Source organism: Onishia taeanensis (genome assembly GCF_003268885.1).
Lineage (GTDB): Bacteria > Pseudomonadota > Gammaproteobacteria > Pseudomonadales > Halomonadaceae > Onishia > Onishia taeanensis_A.
The window spans coordinates 291,532-308,602 of the sequence record NZ_QLSX01000002.1 but is presented as its reverse complement, the minus strand read 5'-3'; the positions used below and the strand labels follow the sequence as shown (position 1 = coordinate 308,602).

General features: G+C 65.8%; 12 protein-coding genes. 9 read left to right on the top strand and 3 right to left on the bottom strand.

Annotated features, from left to right (window positions below):
* Positions 1 to 87: 87 nt before the first annotated feature.
* The 3 genes from zipA to BCL93_RS04105 all read left to right on the top strand — a co-directional run bounded on the left by zipA (position 88) and on the right by BCL93_RS04105 (position 4,234).
* Entirely contained in the window at positions 88 to 1,740 is a 1,653-nt protein-coding gene (gene zipA / locus BCL93_RS04115) for a cell division protein ZipA (protein ID WP_112053838.1), read from the top strand.
* 143 nt (positions 1,741 to 1,883) lie between these two features.
* A complete protein-coding gene (ligA, locus tag BCL93_RS04110) occupies positions 1,884 to 3,974 on the top strand; it encodes an NAD-dependent DNA ligase LigA (RefSeq protein WP_112053837.1) in 2,091 nt (696 codons plus the stop codon).
* Entirely contained in the window at positions 3,971 to 4,234 is a 264-nt protein-coding gene (locus BCL93_RS04105) for a YheU family protein (RefSeq protein WP_112053836.1), read from the top strand. The genes ligA and BCL93_RS04105 overlap by 4 nt, the downstream gene beginning before the upstream one ends.
* A gap of 205 nt (positions 4,235 to 4,439) precedes the next feature.
* Here BCL93_RS04105 and BCL93_RS04100 read toward each other — a convergent pair whose 3' ends face one another.
* Entirely contained in the window at positions 4,440 to 5,108 is a 669-nt protein-coding gene (locus BCL93_RS04100) for a TetR/AcrR family transcriptional regulator (protein ID WP_112053835.1), read from the bottom strand.
* Positions 5,109 to 5,306: 198 nt separating this feature from the next.
* Here BCL93_RS04100 and BCL93_RS04095 point away from each other — a divergent pair, with 198 nt between their 5' ends.
* Both BCL93_RS04095 and BCL93_RS04090 read left to right on the top strand, forming a co-directional pair.
* Complete coding sequence (locus BCL93_RS04095) at positions 5,307 to 6,539, top strand: HlyD family secretion protein (protein ID WP_112053834.1); 1,233 nt, start codon at positions 5,307 to 5,309, stop codon at positions 6,537 to 6,539.
* The gene (locus BCL93_RS04090; protein WP_258395965.1) at positions 6,536 to 8,101 is read left to right on the top strand and encodes a DHA2 family efflux MFS transporter permease subunit; all 1,566 of its coding nucleotides are present in this window, start codon (positions 6,536 to 6,538) and stop codon (positions 8,099 to 8,101) included. The genes BCL93_RS04095 and BCL93_RS04090 overlap by 4 nt, the downstream gene beginning before the upstream one ends.
* Positions 8,102 to 8,213: 112 nt before the next feature.
* Here BCL93_RS04090 and BCL93_RS04085 read toward each other — a convergent pair whose 3' ends face one another.
* Positions 8,214 to 8,801: an HD domain-containing protein gene (locus tag BCL93_RS04085; protein WP_112053833.1), complete on the bottom strand. Its 588-nt coding sequence runs from the start codon at positions 8,799 to 8,801 to the stop codon at positions 8,214 to 8,216.
* Entirely contained in the window at positions 8,798 to 9,955 is a 1,158-nt protein-coding gene (locus BCL93_RS04080; protein ID WP_112053832.1) for a TauD/TfdA family dioxygenase, read from the bottom strand. Before BCL93_RS04080 ends, BCL93_RS04085 begins: the two co-directional genes overlap by 4 nt.
* A gap of 93 nt (positions 9,956 to 10,048) precedes the next feature.
* Between BCL93_RS04080 and BCL93_RS04075 the strand changes: the two genes are divergently transcribed.
* The 4 genes from BCL93_RS04075 to cydC all read left to right on the top strand — a co-directional run bounded on the left by BCL93_RS04075 (position 10,049) and on the right by cydC (position 16,972).
* Positions 10,049 to 10,966 carry a LysR substrate-binding domain-containing protein gene (locus tag BCL93_RS04075; protein WP_112053831.1) on the top strand — a complete coding sequence of 306 codons (918 nt, stop codon included), beginning with the start codon at positions 10,049 to 10,051 and terminating at the stop codon, positions 10,964 to 10,966.
* Between the two features lie 224 nt (positions 10,967 to 11,190).
* Positions 11,191 to 13,095, top strand: a complete 1,905-nt coding sequence (locus BCL93_RS04070; protein WP_112053830.1) for a PhoX family protein — start codon at positions 11,191 to 11,193, stop codon at positions 13,093 to 13,095.
* Positions 13,096 to 13,382: 287 nt separating this feature from the next.
* Positions 13,383 to 15,182, top strand: coding sequence for a thiol reductant ABC exporter subunit CydD (cydD, locus tag BCL93_RS04065; RefSeq protein WP_112053829.1), 1,800 nt, complete (start codon positions 13,383 to 13,385; stop codon positions 15,180 to 15,182).
* Positions 15,179 to 16,972: a thiol reductant ABC exporter subunit CydC gene (gene cydC, locus BCL93_RS04060; protein ID WP_112053828.1), complete on the top strand. Its 1,794-nt coding sequence runs from the start codon at positions 15,179 to 15,181 to the stop codon at positions 16,970 to 16,972. The genes cydD and cydC overlap by 4 nt, the downstream gene beginning before the upstream one ends.
* Positions 16,973 to 17,071: the final 99 nt, after the last annotated feature.

Here is a 17,071-nt window from a genome sequence, read left to right as displayed (position 1 = left end):
ACATGGCCCTTTTTTTGGTAATCGCGCTATGCTAATGGCTGTTAATCTTTCCGGCATGGTGCCCCTAGCAGACAGGCAAGACAACTCATGGAACTTAGAGAGTGGCTGATCATTCTGGGGTTGGCGCTGGTGACCATCATCGTGATCGATGGTGTACGTCGCCTCCAGCGTCAGCGTCGCGTCCCCCGACTGGATCAGGTCGATGCCTCATCGATCGATTCAGCATCGGGGTCAGACACCGACCCTGAGCAGGAAGCTCGGGATGCCGAAGTGCGCAGCGAGCTGCCCAATGGCGGGGCACGGGTCGTCAAGCCCGCCGCCTACGAGCCGCGTTCGAAACCCAAGCTGCAGCGCCAGGAGCACCCGGGCCCGTCTCGGGTGCTGTCCAGTTGGCGCCAGGACCAGGAAAGTCAGAGTAAGGGTGGCCAGAGTCAGGGGAGCCAGCACGACGGCGAACCCACGGTCACCCAGGCGTCTGGTCGTCAAGAGTCTCGCCATCACGAGCCTCATCATCAAGAGCCCCACCATCAAGAGCCGCGCTATCAGGATACGGGACCGCCGCAAGACGACACCCGTCAGATGTCCCGTGCTGACACTCAGCCGAAGGGCAAGCAGCCTGTAATAGACGAGCCAGGCGAGACCAATGTCGGCGCCGATGCACGGATGGATCTCGATGCCCGGGAGGAATTCGCGACGGAGCATCAGGACGATGTGCTGTCCGGTCTTGCCGCCGATCCCGCGGATCATGAAGGCTTCCATGATGAGGAGCGCTATCAGCTCGTCGATTTCGACGGCATGTCCGATTCGCTGCGCGATCGCTCGGCGAGGGTAGGTGATTCCATGCATCGCTTCGGTTCCTCGATCCAGCAGAAGATGGCCAGCCGCAAGGAAAAGCGTAAGAAGGACAAGCTGGAGCGCGAGCGTCAGAAGGCCGAGCGTCAGGCACGCGAAACCAGCCGTCGACAGCAGGAACAGGCCGAACGTGAAAGTGAGGCTCGCCGCGCGGCCGAAGCCGCCGCAGAGCGCGACGGCGACGACCCGCTGTTTTCATCACGGTTGTCTGCGCAGAAAAGCGCGCAGGTAAGTGCGCAGGCAAGCGATAGTGCACGCCGGGATGAGATGCGCCAAAGCGAGAGACAGGAAAGAGGTGATGAGCGCTATGCCGCGTTTGACCCCTCTCAATATGCTGACGAGGCGGCCGAGCTAACCGACGGCGTCGAGCCACCGCATCCTACGATCCAGCGTGCGCTGCGCAATGGCGTCAAGGTTGAGCATGCCCGCGAGACCCTCGGCAACGCCGAGGAAATCATCGTCATCAGCGTGATGTCCCGCGACGAGGACGGTTTCTCCGGCACTGCACTGCTGGATCTGATGCTGGCCTGCGGTCTGCGCTACTGCCGCGACATGCAGATCTTCCATCGCTTCGAGACCCAGGACCCGCATAGCGAGCTGCAGTTCTCGATGGTCAACGTGATCAAGCCGGGGACCTTCCCGCTCGCCGACGGCGGCGACTTCACCACGCCGGGCATCAGTCTGCTGATGCCGTTGCCCGGGGCGCAAGACAGCTCCGCGGCCTTCGAGGCCATGGTCGAGACCGCCATGGTGGTGGTGCGCCATCTGGGCGGCGAGCTGAAGGACGAGAACCAGAGCGTGATGACCGCCCAGACCGTGGGTTTCGCCCGCGAGCGGGTCCAGGAGTTCGATCGCCGCCACCGGCTGCATCGCACTCAGGCCAACTGATATCGGCAGCTTCTGCCGTCACGACCCTCAACATGGGCTCCTTCGGGAGCCCATGTGTCGTTTGGGATCCGCCGCGTCGTTTGGGACCCGCCGCCAATCCGCTACAATGCCCGTTTGCTTCCCTGACGTGATGCCACCCCTTCATGAGCCAGCCTGACACCAAGACCCTCGACGAGGTGGCCCAGCTGCGTGCCGCCCTCGATGACGCCAATTACCGCTACTATGTGCTCGATGAGCCGCAGCTGACCGACGCGGACTACGACCTCAAACTGCGCCGCCTGCAGGAGATCGAGGCCGAGTACCCCGCGCTGGTGACGCCGGACTCGCCGACCCAGCGCGTCGGCTCGGCCCCGGCCGATGGTTTTCCCGAAGTGCAGCATGAAGTCCCCATGCTGTCGCTCAACAACGCCTTCGATGAGGATGAGCTGGCCGAGTTCGTGCGGCGAGTCGCCGACCGCCTGGAGGTCGCCCCCGATTCCCTGTCTTTCTGCTGTGAACCCAAGCTCGATGGCGCGGCGGTATCGCTGGTCTATCGGCAAGGTGAACTTGATACCGGCGTCACCCGAGGCGATGGCCAAACCGGTGAGGGAATTACCTCTAACCTCAAGACGCTCAGGTCGGTTCCGCTTAGTCTGCGTGGCCAAAAGTGGCCTGATCGGCTCGAGGTACGTGGCGAGGTCACCATGCGTCACGCCGACTTCGAGGCCATGAATGACAAGGCCAGGGAGGAGGGCTCCAAGGTCTTCGCCAACCCTCGCAACGCCGCCGCCGGCAGCCTGCGTCAGCTCGACCCGCGCATCACAGACAAGCGTCCCCTGGAATTCAGCGCCTACCAGCTCGTCCAGGGAACGGTCAGTTTGGCCAATATCGATACACCCACGCACAGTGAGCAGATGGCCCTGCTGCGTGACTGGGGCTTTCGCGTTAGCCCTGAACTGGAAGTGGTCGAGGGAGCTGAAGGCATCATCGACTACTGCCGACGCCTCGGCGAGAAGCGAGACGGGCTTGGCTATGATATCGATGGCGCGGTGATCAAGGTCGATGACCTGCGCCTTCAGCGCGAGCTGGGCTTCGTGGCTCGGGCGCCGCGCTGGGCTATCGCCTTCAAGTTTCCCGCCCAGGAACAGGTCACGACGCTCGAAGACGTCGAATTCCAGGTCGGGCGTACCGGCGCCATCACCCCCGTCGCGCGGCTGGCACCGGTCTCGGTGGCCGGCGTTACCGTGTCCAATGCCACCCTGCATAACCAGGACGAGATCGCGCGGCTGGGCGTGAAGATTGGCGACCGGGTCAGCATTCGCCGCGCCGGTGACGTCATCCCGCAGGTGGTGAGGGTGATCGAGGAAGAGCGGCCCGCAGATGCCCGCGAGATCGTCTTCCCCAGCTGCTGCCCGGTCTGTGAATCGCAGATCGAGCGCTTGGAAGGCGAGGCCGTAGCGCGCTGCTCCGGCGGGCTCTTTTGCCCGGCTCAGCGCAAGGAGGCGCTCAAGCATTTCGCCAGCCGTCGCGCCCTGGATATCGAAGGGCTCGGCGTGAAGCTGATCGATGCCCTGGTCGAGCGCGACTGGGTGACGTCCCCGGCGGATCTCTTTACCCTGTCGGCCCAGGTCCTGGCCGGTCTGCCGCGGATGGGCGAGAAGTCGGCGGCCAACCTGGTCGCGGCGCTGGAGAAGGCCAAAGCGACCACTCTTTCGCGCTTTATCTATGCCCTGGGCATCCGCGAGGTCGGTGAAGCCACCGCCAACAATCTGGCCCGCCATTTCGGTAGCCTCGAGGGGCTGATGGCCGCCGAGCAGGCGGACCTCGAGGCCGTGGATGACGTGGGACCGATCGTCGCCGCCCATCTGCATACGTTCTTTCGCCAGCCCCACAACCGGGAGACCATCGAAGCGCTGATCGCGCAGGGTCTCACCTGGCAGGAAGAAGCTGTGAGCGAACGTCCGCAGCCGCTGACCGGCGAGACCTGGGTGCTGACCGGCACCCTCGAGAACCTGACCCGCGACGAGGGCAAGGCGCGTCTGCAGGCGCTGGGCGCCAAGGTCGCCGGCAGCGTGTCGAAGAAGACGGCCTGCCTGGTGGCCGGCGAGGCCGCCGGCAGCAAGCTCACCAAGGCGACGGATCTCGGTGTACAGGTGATCGACGAGGCCGAATTCCTGAGCCGCCTGGCCGCCTGGGAGCGCGGCGAATCCTTCGGCGCTGAAAGTGACGCTGACAATGAAGAGGAGACGCAATGAGCCGTTTCGTGGAAGTCCCCTATCGCATGCTGCCCGGCGAGACCCTGGACGCCCTGCTCGAGGCCTTCGTCACCCGTCAGGGCTATGACACCACCGATACCGGCGAGGGCATGCGCGGCTGGGCCGGCGAGCTCAAGGGTCAGCTCGAACGCGGCGAACTGCTGATTGCTCATGACCTGCAGACCGAGCTTACCGAGGTGATGACGCTTGCCCAGTGGCGCGCCTTCGGGCGGGATATCGCCGACGACGAAGAGGATTGATCAACTCTTTTGATCAAAAGGGTCGATCACAAAGGGCGATCAAGAGGGCTTTAAAAGAGGCTTCTCGAGCGCACTGAGACCCTGCACACGACAACGGCCCCGCCAGGCGGGGCCGTTGTCGTTCCGCTATCGCTGCCTCGATCATCAGGCGCTGCAGGCCTTGGCAGCCTCCGGCTGAGTCCTGGATAAGGACCGGGAGAAAGCCCTAGGCCGACGGACGGGTGACCCCCGAGAGAAAGATCGCCACACAGCGCATGGCCCGGGCGTCGCGCTGTGCCTCATCGAGGCGCAGGTCGCGGCCGAGCAGGGCGTCGATGTGCCATTCACCGAGCAGCATGCCCATGAACATGCCGGCCGCTTCGCGCGGGTCATCCAGATCGAGGCGGCCGCTGTCGACCTGGTCTCCGAGATAGGTGGCAAGTGCCTGACGGGTCTGGTCGGGGCCGCGGGTGAGGAACAGCTCGCCAAGCTCGGGCGCCCGCTCGGCCTCGAAGGCCAGGCCGCGTACCAGGCGGATCACGCCCGGATCGAACACCAGCGCCAGCATGCGGCGGCCAAGCTCATACAGCACTTGTTCGGGAGCCTGGCGATCCCGTCGCCCTTCTTCCAATACCGCCCAGGCGGTGGCGATATGGCGCTCCATGGCCGCCGTGAACAGTCCTTCCTTGTTGCCGAACTGCTTGTACAGCGTTGCCAGTGAGCCGCCGGCGCGGGCCACCACCTTGTTGACGCTGGCGCCGGCATAGCCCTGCTCGAGAAAGACATCCCGGGCGGCATCCAGCAGCCGTTCGCGTCTCGCTACCCCGCGCGGGGTGAGAGAGGCGTCGGTCTTGTCAGCGATATCGTGGGGATCGGGAGAGGCTGAACGGGACATTCACATTCCTGTCGCGGGCGTTTCGGTGGCACCTGGATTGGCCACCATGGTGAGGTCGGTCCTTGCGGAACGCGCCCATTTCGCGGGCTCTTCCATGGTGGTCATGTAGTGTAGCATTCATTACACTATAGGGCTCCCCTCCCGAGGAGGCGACTTTCCAGAGACGTCCGTCGGGGCGACATGCATTGAGGAGTGGCCATGACATCGGATGGCAAGCAGGGCGAAACCCCGGACGAGCACCAGCGCGAGGCGTCGGTCGCGGACCAGCGCGAGGCTTCGGTCGCGCGTCCAGATACCCGGTCCGGCGGTAAATCGAGCGGCAAGATGCTGGTCGCGCTGGCGGTGCTCATCGCCCTGGCGGCACTTGGCTGGTGGGGCGTGGGCTGGTGGCAGACCGGGCGTTTCATGGAAGAGACCGACAATGCCTATGTGCGCACCGACAGCGTGGCCGTGCGGGCCGAGCTGTCGGCGCGGGTCGCCGAGGTGGCGGTGGATGACAACCAGACGGTCAAGCAGGGCGACTTGCTGGTGCGCCTGGACGCCGAGACCTATCGCGATCAGGTCACCCAGGCCGAGGCGCAGCAGGCGGTGGCGGCGGCCTCTATCGCCCAGTCCCGCCGCCAGGTCGACTTGCAGCAGGCGGCCATTGATCAGGCCAATGCACAGATAGAGGCCTCTCAAGCGGATGTCGATCAGGCCCGCCAGCACCTCGAGCGCTCCTCATCGCTTGCCGCCAACAACTACGGCTCACGCCAACAGCGTGAAGACGACCAGGCGGCGCTGCGGGTCGCCGAGGCCAACCTGGCCAAGAGCCGCGCGGCGGTGGTCTCTGCTCAGCGTCAGCTGGCGGTAGCCGAAAGCGACGTGACCCGCGCCGAGGCCAACCTCGACGCCGCCAACGCCGATCTCGACTATGCCCGCCATCAGCTCGACAAGACCCGCATCGTCGCACCTCGCGACGGCGTCGTCGGCAACCTGCGGGTCGAGGCCGGCACCCTGGCCCAGCCGTCGCTGACGCTTTTGCAGCTGGTGCCCATCGAGTCGGCCTATGTGGCGGCCAACTTCAAGGAAACCCAGCTCGAGCGGATACGCATCGGCCAGCCGGTCGAGGTGCATCTGGATGCCTACCCGGACACTACCTTTGATGGCGTGGTCGACAGCCTGTCACCGGCCACCGGCACCGAGTTCAGCCTGCTGCCCCAGGACAACGCCACCGGCAATTTCAACAAGATCGTGCAGCGGGTGCCGGTCAAGATCCGTATTACCGGTCCCGTTGAGTCGCTTGGCCAGCTGCGCGCCGGGCTGTCCGCGGTGCCTGAAGTGGACACCCGTGACCTGACCCCCGACAAAGGCTCCCCTGACGCTGGAGGTCCCGCTAAAGGCGTGGCCCAGGCAGCAGACTCTCTCTCCGACGATCAGGCCGACTCGTGAGCGAGCGGTCCGCCAGTCCGGCCGTCTCAGCCTTGGCGGCGCCGGTCAGCGACATGCCGCCCTGGCGGCAGCGCGTTGGCTTCATCGCCGCGGTGTTCGGCATGTTCATGGCGATCCTGGACATCCAGATCGTCGCCAGCTCGCTCAACGAGATCCAGTCGGGGCTCTCGGCCAGCGAAGATGAGATCTCCTGGGTACAGACCTCCTACCTGATCGCTGAAATCGTGATGATTCCGCTGTCGGGCATGCTGATGCGCATCCTCTCGACCCGGGTAGCCTTCACCCTGTCCTGTGCCGGTTTCACCCTGGCAAGCTTTGGCTGTGCGCTGGCCACCTCGATCGAACAGCTCATCGTGCTGCGCGCCATCCAGGGCTTCATGGGCGGGGCGATGATCCCGATCACCCAGGCGGTGAGTTTCTCGATCTTTCCCCGGCGGGTGATGGGCAGCGTGCAGGCGGTGATCGGCATGGTGGTGACCATGGCGCCCTCTATCGGCCCCACGGTAGGCGGCTATATCACCGAGGCGATGAGCTGGCACTGGCTGTTCCTGGCCAACGTGATCCCCGGCGTGCTGGTGTGCTGGGCCGCCTGGACCTATCTCGATATCGACAAGCCCAACCATGCGGTGGCGCGCCATCTCGACCTGATCGGCCTGGTGCTGATTGCGGTGTTTCTGGGCTCGCTGGAGTTCGTGCTCGAAGAGGGTCCGGGCGATGACTGGTTCGACAGCGACCGCATTATCCTCTTTAGCCTGACCTGTCTGGCGGCCGGGGTGTGGTTCTTCACTCGCACCCTGCGAAGCGACCATCCGATCGTCGACCTGCGCGCCTTCGCCAATCGCAACTTCGCGATCGGCGCCGGGATGGGCTTCATCATCGGCATTGCGCTCTACGGGCTGGTCTACATCATGCCGCTGTTCTTCGGCTATGTGCGCGGCTATTCGAGCCTGCAGATCGGCCAGGTGATGTTCGTCACCGGGCTGACGATGTTCCTGTGCGCGCCGATAGTGGGCCAGGCCTCCAATCGTCTCGACCTTCGGGTGCTGCTGTTCTTTGGGCTACTGCTGGTCGGCGTGGGCACCATGATGAACGCCAATCTCACCGTGGAGTCGGGGTTCTGGCAGTTCTGCGTGCCGCAGATCGTGCGCGGCATGGGGCTGATCATGTGCATCATCCCGGCCTCGCGCATCGCGCTGGGCACCCTGCCGCCCAGCGAAGTGGGTAACGCCAGCGGGCTCTTCAACGTGATGCGCAACCTGGGTGGCGCCATGGGGCTGGCGCTGCTCGATACGGTGCGTGACATCCGCGAGGACTTTCACTGGAGCCAGCTGGCCCCGGCCATCGATACCGGCCGTGAGGTGGTGGTGGCGGAAATCGCCAAGTACGAGGCAATGCTCGCAGGCTCGGTGCCCGATGCCTACCACGCCGCCGTTGGCATGCTGGTGCAGCGGGTCTCGCAGCAGGCGCAGGTGCTGGCCTTCAACGACATCTTCACCTGGATGGGGCTGATCTATCTGTTGAGCGTGCCGCTGGTGTTTCTGCTGCGGCGGCTATCGGCCTGACTCGCCGACGCGTCAGATGAGCCTCGCATGCAAACGCGGCCCCTGCACAAACAGGGGCCGCGTCGTTTTTATGACCTGCCGGTATCAAGCGCCAGGACGCGCTATCAGCGCCTCACAGGTGGCGGGCGCTTTCGTCGCCGACATAGGCCGGATCGAAAGCCGGGCGGCTGAAGATACGCCGGACCATGGGCGCGAAGTGCTCGAGCGACCGGGTGGGGTAGCCCGGGTCGAAGGAGGCCTGGTCCCAGCGCTCGCAGAAGTCGACGCAGCGCTGATACCAGGGATGGCCCTGGTAGCGGTCGCGCTCCAGCGGATCACCGCCGAAGTGGTGAATGTAGTAGTAGTTCTGGAACAGCCCGTGGTGCTCGATGATCCAGGTAACCTCGGCCCGCACATAGGGGCGGATGATGGACGCGGCATACTGCGAATGATTGTGGGGCGCCAGGTCGTCACCGATGTCGTGGATCAGCGCCGCCACGATCATTTCCTCGTCTTCGCCGTCTTCCTCGGCCCGGGTGGCGGACTGCAGCACATGATCGAGCCGCGAGACCCGGTAGCCGGAGAGGGTATTCTCCAGCGCCCGAAGCGCTTCGAGAATGCGCTCCGGCAGGCCCTCGACGAAGCGCTCCTCGAGCTCGCCGAGCATCATGTACTCGTCCTTGGTGCCATCCTTCATCTGGGTGAACGTTACGGTATTCATGCGGCAGTCGCGCTCTCGGTTGAAACGGTGGCTTGAAAGGCGCGCTCCTGCTTGACGATCGCCCGGAAATGGCCGGTGGGGCCGTCCCGGTCGATGTAGCAGCCCTGCAGGTGGCGAAAGCCTTCGTTCTGATCGTAGGCGGTGCGGCCGTGCAGCACCCGGTTGTTGTCGAACATCATCAGCTCGCCATCGCCCAGCGCAAACTGGATCTCATAGTCCGCGTGGGCGAACAGCTCGCCGAGGCGGCGCCGGGCACGATGAAAGGCCTTGGTGCTCTCCTCGTCCATCAGCGGCAGGTAGTCCAGACGCGGGCTGTAGTGCACGCCGTCCATCTTGCCCATGGCATCGAGGTGAATCATCGGCCGGCGCTCGATCAGCTCGACGCCATCGTCGATGAAGCGAAAGCGCACCGGGATAGTGGACAGCAGCCGGTAGCCTTCCGGGTCCTCGGCGCGCAACTGCTCGGCGACGGCCAGGCTGTCGACCAGCGTCGACAGGCCACCGGTCGTCTCGTTGGTCAGGCAGTGAAGTAGCTGGATGCCGGGGACCGGCTCGCGATAGGGGTTGTCGGTGTGCGGCGCCAGGGGCACGCTGCGATAGGCCAGATCGTTGGACTCGGGGCGCGAGCAGACCTCGAAGTACTTGCCGAAGTTGGTGGAACGCACGTGGCCAAAGGTTTCGCCGACATCGACCAGGTGGCCGCCGTCGGTCGGCACATTCTTGAGAATGATCACCCCATGGCGCAGGTAGGTCTCGAGGGCCTCGCGGAAGTAGCCGTGATCGTCGATCTTCTCCCAGTCGCGGGTGATGCTTGCGAAGTCGATGCTGCTGTCCCAGAGCCGCGGGGCAGGCAGGCCGTCGTCATCATCGAAGTCATCGGCGAAATGCCGCAGATCATAGCGCCCGCTGTGGCCGTCGCTGAAGCTCAGGCGTACCTCCTGGTCGTCCATAAGCTCGGCTTCTACCAGCGTCAGGTCCTCATCCAGGTGGTGCGGGTTGAACAGGCGCTGCTGGGTGGCGACGTCCAGGCTCTCCGGTTCCTGGCAGCGTTCGCGAAGCCACAGGGCCGGCAGCTCGGTGCGGGTGCCGGCGGCGTCCGTGGCGAAGACCTTGGCGGGGGATTCTTGGACGTGAAAAGCGGGTTCTGACATCATCTCGGCTCTGACGGAACGTGTGGGCCGGCATTTTACGCATCGCGCAAATGCCGGGAAGGCGCGCCCATCTTATGCATCCCATAGAGTTGCCTTATGGCCGAAATTGACGAGTCATTGCCTAGCCTCAAGGCACTCATCGCCTTTGAAACCACCCTTCGCCTGGGCTCGCTGACCGCCGCCGCCAAGGTGCTCGGCGCCACCCAGCCGGCGATCTCCCAGCGCATTCGCGGGCTGGAGAGCCAGGTGGGGCTGGTGCTCTTCGAGCGAAGTGGCGGCCGCCTCGCGCCGACCCGCGAGGCGCTGCGCTTCTATGACGATATCGCCCCTGCGCTCAACCGCATCGACAGCGCCGTTCACTCGCTCAGAGCCCGGGCGCGCTCGACCCGCCAACGGGTGCTGATCGCCGCCAACTTCGGCTTCGCGCATCTCTGGCTGCTGCCCAGGCTCTCGAGGCTCGAAGCGGCCTTTCCGCAGGTGGATATCGAGGTGCTGGCCGTCGATCAGGACGATCAGGACCACCGCGCCGATATCGCCATTCATTGCGACCGCGATAGCGAGCAGGACGATATCTTCACTCCGGAAGAGGTGTTTCCGGTCTGCAGCCCCGCCTTCGCCGCTTTGCACGGGCTGCTCGAGGGCGACACCCCGGCGCGCTGGTCGGCGCTGCCGCTGCTGCACATGGACGAGCGCAATTCGCGCTGGATCGACTGGCGCGAGTGGAGCGCCCTGGCTGGGGTGACTTATGAGATGCCCTATGAAGAGCGGGGGGCCGTCTTCAAGTACAACAACTATCCGTTGCTGCTTAACGCGGCCCAGGCCGGCAAGGGGATCGCGCTTGGCTGGGACCTGCTGGTCCAAGATGCGCTCAAGGACGGTAGTCTGATACCGCTGGCGCCGCCGATCCGGCGCGAAAGCCACGGTTATATTCTGCGCACCCGCTATGCCCACAGTGCCCTGATCGGCGAAATCATGCGCTGGGTCACGGCGGAAATCGGCCGCGCGCCCGCCTAAGCTGCGGGCGTACCCCGGCGGCGAATGCCCTCCCTTGACCTTGATCCTGTCACGACGGTTACACCCGGCGGACATGGAACTGTCAGCGATATGTCATCAAATCGAGAGACTATTCTTAGTGCCGGTCAACGGCGTCGGTGCTCGCCGAGAGGCGAAGGCGTCGCCGTTCGACATGACCTCTACCCGTGATGATCTCGATCCTCTTGATGACCAAGGACGTTCCAATGACTCAGTCTGTCGACAGAAATCGCCGCCGTCTCCTCGGCTTCATGGCGGGAGCGCCCCTGCTGCCCCTCGCCGGGGGCCTTGCCAGCCTAGGCGCCAGCACTTCAGCCTTCGCCGATAGCCAGGCGACAGTGACGTCCGTCAAGTTCCTGCCCATGGCGGCGCCTTCGTTGAGCAATCCGGCAGCCATGGCGACCACCACCATTGGTTCGGCCATGCAGCTGAAGATGAGCGACGGCACCAGTCGCCAGGTCAAGCTGGCCTATCATCCCTTCTTCATCACCGGTGATCGCGTGCCCGACGGCCAGGGCGGCACCGTGGTCGCCGGCGGCTATTACGATATCGATAACCAGCCGATCCTGGATCCGTCGGCCGACAATCGCCAGTTCTTCTCCGACTGCCCGGACGGCACCAGCCTGCTAACGGTCGAGAACGCCCGGGTCGATGGCGTGTACGGCAACCCGGTGTTCGCCGTCGTGCAGTTCGAGTACACCACCCGCAACGGCGCGGAAGAGGGGATGTACGGTCAACTGCCCTCGCCGATCGCGGTGCTGACGCTGGATCAAAACCCGGAAACCGGCGAGCTGACGCTGGTCAAGTACCACAACGTCGACACCTCGCCGGTCAACGGCCTGTGGATCACCTGCGGTGCCAGTCTGTCGCCCTGGGGCACTCACCTGTCGAGCGAAGAATACGAGCCGGATGCCGCAGCGCCCGACGACACCTTCAGGAGCTTCTGCAAGCACCTGTTCGGCGACGAGAGTCGCGGCAACCCCTATCACTATGGCCACCTGCCGGAAGTGACGGTGAACCCCGACGGCAGCGGCACCCTTGCCAAACACTACAACCTGGGCCGCATCTCTCATGAGCTGATCGAGGTGATGCCGGACGAGCGCACCGTGCTGATGGGCGACGACGCCACCAACGGTGGCCTGTTCATGTTCGTCGCCGACCAGCCGCGGGATCTGTCGTCCGGCACCCTGTACGTGGGCAAGTGGACCCAGGTCTCGGGCGAAGGGCCCGGCGCAGGCGATATCAGCTGGATTCGCCTGGGACATGCCAGCAGTGCCGAGATCAAGACAATGATCGACGAGGGCATCCAGGCGGCGGACATCATGGACATCCGCACCGAGGACCCTCAGGACGATGGCTTCACCCGCATTCCCTTCAGCGGCAAGCTCAACTGGGTCAAGCTCAAGCCGGGCATGGAAAAGGCCGCCGCCTTCCTCGAGACCCATCGCTACGCGGCGCTGATGGGAGCCTCGATGGGCTTTACCAAGATGGAGGGCACCACCGTCAATGCCGCCGACAAGAAGGCCTATTCGGCCATGTCCTACGTCTATAAGACGATGACCGACGGCAGCAACGAGATCCACGTCGAAGGCCCGACCGCCGGTGCGGTCTACGAGCACACCCTGCGCGGCGGCCAGAAGGACAGCGATGGTCAGCCCATCGACAGCGAGTGGATGTCGGTGCACATGGCGGTGCCGCCCAACCTCATCGGTGAGGACCTGGCCGAGCCCGACGCGCTGGGCAACACGGCGCATGCCGAACGCATTGCCAACCCCGACAACATCAAGTATTCCGAGGCGCTGCGCACGCTGTTCATCGGCGAAGACAGCGGCAATCACGTCAACAACTTCCTGTGGGCTTACAACGTCGACAGCGGCGACCTGACGCGTCTGCTGTCCTGTCCGGCCGGCGCCGAGTCCACCGGGCTGCAGGCCGTCGATGCGATCAATGGCTGGACCTACATCATGAGCAACTTCCAGCATCCGGGAGACTGGGACAGCCCCTTGCACGACAAGGTCCGCGAGACCCTGGACCCCTATGTGCGCGCCAATTTCAAGGACCGCTATGGTGCCGCGGTGGGCTACATCACCGGCATGCCCAAGCTCGGCTGATCAAACCTGCCCCGCGTTACTCCTGCCCTACACCCTCGGCCGGTTTCGGCCGAGGGTGTCTTCCCATCTGACAGCGCGACTGTGAGCCCACCTGAATCATCAGGCGATCACCTCGGCGCGCAGCGGAGTCTGAGCGATGCCCTCGAGGCGATGCATCGCGAGCCATGTTGATTCAGGTCAAGGGGTTACAAAGCGCAACGCGTAGACTGGGCTCGAAACGGACCGCGGTGCGCCTGATGGCATGTCGCGTCCCATAACGAGACTGACTCCCTGACTCCGGCTTCGCGATGCAAACCACAACGACCAAACCCCTCGGCTGGCTCAAGCAGGAGAGCCGCCGCGTGCGCACGCCCGTCGCCTGGGCCATCGGCCTGGGACTCGCCAGCGGCGTGCTGCTCATTGTTCAGGCGACGCTGCTCGCCCATGTCGCCGATGGCGCGATCTTCCAACAGACGCCGCTCGCCACGCTGTGGCCGGCGTTCGCCGCCATGCTGGCGATTCTGCTGCTGCGCGCCGGGCTGACCTACGCCGTTGAACACTTCGCCTTCACTGCGGCGAGCACCGTCAAGCTCGCGGTGCGCGAGCGCCTGATGCGCCAGTTGCAGGCGCTGGGGCTGGTCTGGCAGCGCGGCGCGCAGACCGGTGACGTGGTCAACACCGTCACCGACGGCGTCGAGCACCTCGAGGCCTATTATGCTCGCTATCTGCCGCAGACCGCGCTGGCCGCGCTGATCCCGCTGGCGATCCTGGCGGTGATCCTGCCCATCGATTGGGTCTCGGCGCTGATCCTGATGGTTACCGCGCCGCTGATTCCGGTATTCATGATCTTCATCGGCAAGGGCGCGGAGAAGCTCAACCAGCGCCAGTGGCGGCGCATGGGCCAGCTTTCCGGGCACTTCCTCGACGCCCTGCAGGGGCTGACCACGCTCAAGGTCTTCAACCTGGGACGGCGCGAGGCGCGGCTGATCGAACGGCTCTCCGACGAGTACCGCACCAGTACGCTCAAGGTGCTGCGCCTGGCCTTCGTCTCGTCGCTGGTCCTGGAGTTCCTGGCCACGGTGAGCATCGCCATGGTCGCGGTGCTGATCGGTTTTCGGCTGCTGTGGGGCGAGCTGGACTTCGAGTCGGGCTTTCTGGTGCTGCTGCTGGCGCCGGAGTTCTACCTGCCGCTGCGCAACATGGGCGGGGTCTATCACGCGCGCATGGAAGCGCTCGGGGCCGCCGAGCGCATCGTCGAACTGCTCGACGCGCCGACCCTCGAGTGGACCGGAACGCGGCGCGACGGCCTCGGCGCGGGGCAGGTGCCGCGCGTTGAGCTGACCGGGCTCGACTATGCGTATCCCGCCGATGAGGTCTTCGGCGACGACGACTCCTCCGCCGGCGAGACGCATGCGCCGCGCAAGCCGGCGCTCGATGACGTCTCGCTGGGCATTGCCCCCGGCGAAACGGTGGCGATTGTCGGCCCTTCGGGCGGCGGCAAGAGCACCCTGGCGCTGATGCTGCTGGGCCTGCTGCGCCCCGACCGCGGCGCGGTGACGGTCGATGGCGTGGTCCTCGACGAGATCGACATCGCCGCCTGGCGCGAGTCGCTGGCCTGGGTGCCGCAGCAGCCGCGGCTGTTCTTCGGCACGGTGCGCGACAACCTCTGCCTGGGGCGAGACGTCGACGACGCCGCGCTGTGGCGTGCGCTCGAGCAGGCACAGGCAAGGGACTTCGTTGCGACCCTGCCGCAGGAACTCGACACCCCGCTCGGCGAGCGCGGTGTTCGCCTCTCCGGCGGCGAGGCGCAGCGTCTGGCGATCGCCCGGGCGTTGGTGCGCGACGCCGGCTTCGTGGTCGCCGACGAGATCAGCGCCCATCTCGATGCCGACAACGAACGTGCGCTAGTCACGGCCCTCAAGGCGTTGGGCGAGGGCCGCAGCCTGGTCGTCATCGCCCACCGGCTGGAGACCGTGCGCCACGCCGATCGCATCGTGGTACTCGAGGCCGGACGCGTTCGCGAGCAAGGGAGCCACGATGAACTGCTCGCGGCCGGCGGGCTCTATGCCCGGCTGGTTTCAGGCGCTGCCGGGGAGGCGCTGTCATGAGCGATCTGCGCTGGTGGCTGACTCTGGCCCGCCCCTATCTCGGCTACTTCGCGCTGGGCATCCTGCTCAGCGTGGTGACCGTCTCCGCCAACATGGCGCTGCTCGCCGTATCGGGCTGGTTTCTGGCCAGCATGGCGGTGGCGGGGCTCGCCGCGGCTGACTTCAACTACTTCACCCCGGCGGCGCTGATCCGCGGCCTGGCGATCACCCGCACCGCCGGGCGCTATCTTGAGCGTCTGGTCAGCCACGACGCTACGCTGCGCCTGCTCACCGGCCTGCGGGTGTGGTTCTACCGCCAGGTGGAGCCGCTCTCGCCGCTGCAGTTGCAGGGCCTGCGCAGCGGCGACCTGCTGGCGCGCATCCGTGCCGACATCGACACCCTGGATAGCGTCTACCTGCGGTTGCTGACTCCCGCGGTGGTGGCGCTGGTCTGCGTGGCTGGGGCGGTGGCCGTGCTCGCCGTCTACAGCCCGGCGGTGGCGCTGGTCGATCTGGCGCTGCTGCTGGCGGCTGGGGCGTTACTGCCGGCACTGGTCGAGCGGCTCGGGCGTCGTCCCGGGGCCGAGGCGGTCGAGGTCGGCGCGGCGCTCAAGGCCGAGGTGGTCGATGCCGTCGAAGGACTCGGCGAGCTGACGGTGTTCGGTGGGCTCGATGAACGCCGGCGCCGGGTGGATACTCTGGGCCGGCGCTGGATCGCCTGTCAGGCGCGCCTGTCGCGGCTCTCGGGGCTGTCTCAGGCCGGGGTGCTGGTCTTCACCCATCTGGCGGTGCTGGCCACCGCCTGGTTGATGGTGCCGCGGCTGCAGTCGTCGGGGCTTGACGCGGTGGACTTCGCCCCGGTGGTGCTGCTGGCGATGGGTTGCTTCGAGGCCGTGGCCCAGTTGCCCGGGGCCTGGCAGGCACTGGGCCAGATGCGCGCTGCGACGCGCCGGCTACGCGCCTTCGAGGCGCTGCGTCCGGGGGTGGCCGAACCCGAAACACCGGCCGGCGCGCCGGCCGGCGACGCGCTGCGCTTCGTGGGCGTCGGCGTGCGCCATGCGCCGGAGGGCGCCGCGGCGCTCGATGGCCTCGATCTGACCATCGCGCCGGGCGAGCGGGTCGCCCTGGTCGGGCCCAGCGGCGCCGGCAAGAGTACCGTCGCCCAGTTGCTGCTGCGGCTGGTCGAGGCCGAGCGCGGCACGCTCCACTGGGACGGCCGGCCGATCGGCGACTATCGCAGCGAGGACCTGCGCGCACGCATCGCCTACGTGCCACAGAAGATCTATCTGTTCCACGCCTCGGTGCGCGACAACCTGCTGATCGGCGATCCCGAGGCCGACGAGGCGGCGATGATCGAGGCCGCGCGGCTGGCCTGCCTGCACGACGAGATCCTGGCACTGCCCGCGGGTTACGACACCCTGGTGGGCGAGGAAGGGCTCAAGCTTTCCGGTGGCCAGATCCGCCGCCTGGGCATCGCCCGGGCGCTGCTGCGCGACGCGCCACTGGTGATCCTCGACGAGCCCTGCGAGGGGCTGGACAACGCCACCGCGGCCCGCCTATGGCGCAATCTCGACCGCTATCTCGCGGGGCGCACACTGCTGCTGATCAGCCACCACATGGCCTGGGTGCGCGAGGTCGACCGCGTGCTGATGCTCGAGCGCGGTCGCCTGTTGGCCGAGGGCGGTCATGCCATGCTGGCGCACGACTGCGCCGATTACCGGCGTCTCGCCGGTGGTGGGCTGTCGGGTGGCGCCGGTGACTATGACAGCGCCTGCGACGCCGCGCCGCGGCCTGCCGGCGTCTACCCCTGAACGGCCCTTGATGCAGGTCAAAAAGCCCGCCCAGGCATTGGGTTACCCTGATTAGGTATCTTTCTCCGGTCTCGCTTGTGTCTCGCATCGGGCGCCGGT

What these genes read in the sequence shown, in the direction of transcription:
- BCL93_RS04085 (WP_112053833.1), bottom strand. Translation starts at nt 8,801, where the DNA reads ATGAATACCGTAACGTTCACCCAGATGAAGGATGGCACCAAGGACGAG.
- BCL93_RS04105 (WP_112053836.1), top strand. Translation starts at nt 3,971, where the DNA reads ATGAGCCGTTTCGTGGAAGTCCCCTATCGCATGCTGCCCGGCGAGACC.
- BCL93_RS04100 (WP_112053835.1), bottom strand. Translation starts at nt 5,108, where the DNA reads ATGTCCCGTTCAGCCTCTCCCGATCCCCACGATATCGCTGACAAGACC.
- BCL93_RS04075 (WP_112053831.1), top strand. Translation starts at nt 10,049, where the DNA reads ATGGCCGAAATTGACGAGTCATTGCCTAGCCTCAAGGCACTCATCGCC.
- cydC (WP_112053828.1), top strand. Translation starts at nt 15,179, where the DNA reads ATGAGCGATCTGCGCTGGTGGCTGACTCTGGCCCGCCCCTATCTCGGC.
- zipA (WP_112053838.1), top strand. Translation starts at nt 88, where the DNA reads ATGGAACTTAGAGAGTGGCTGATCATTCTGGGGTTGGCGCTGGTGACC.
- ligA (WP_112053837.1), top strand. Translation starts at nt 1,884, where the DNA reads ATGAGCCAGCCTGACACCAAGACCCTCGACGAGGTGGCCCAGCTGCGT.
- BCL93_RS04080 (WP_112053832.1), bottom strand. Translation starts at nt 9,955, where the DNA reads ATGATGTCAGAACCCGCTTTTCACGTCCAAGAATCCCCCGCCAAGGTC.
- cydD (WP_112053829.1), top strand. Translation starts at nt 13,383, where the DNA reads ATGCAAACCACAACGACCAAACCCCTCGGCTGGCTCAAGCAGGAGAGC.
- BCL93_RS04070 (WP_112053830.1), top strand. Translation starts at nt 11,191, where the DNA reads ATGACTCAGTCTGTCGACAGAAATCGCCGCCGTCTCCTCGGCTTCATG.
- BCL93_RS04095 (WP_112053834.1), top strand. Translation starts at nt 5,307, where the DNA reads ATGACATCGGATGGCAAGCAGGGCGAAACCCCGGACGAGCACCAGCGC.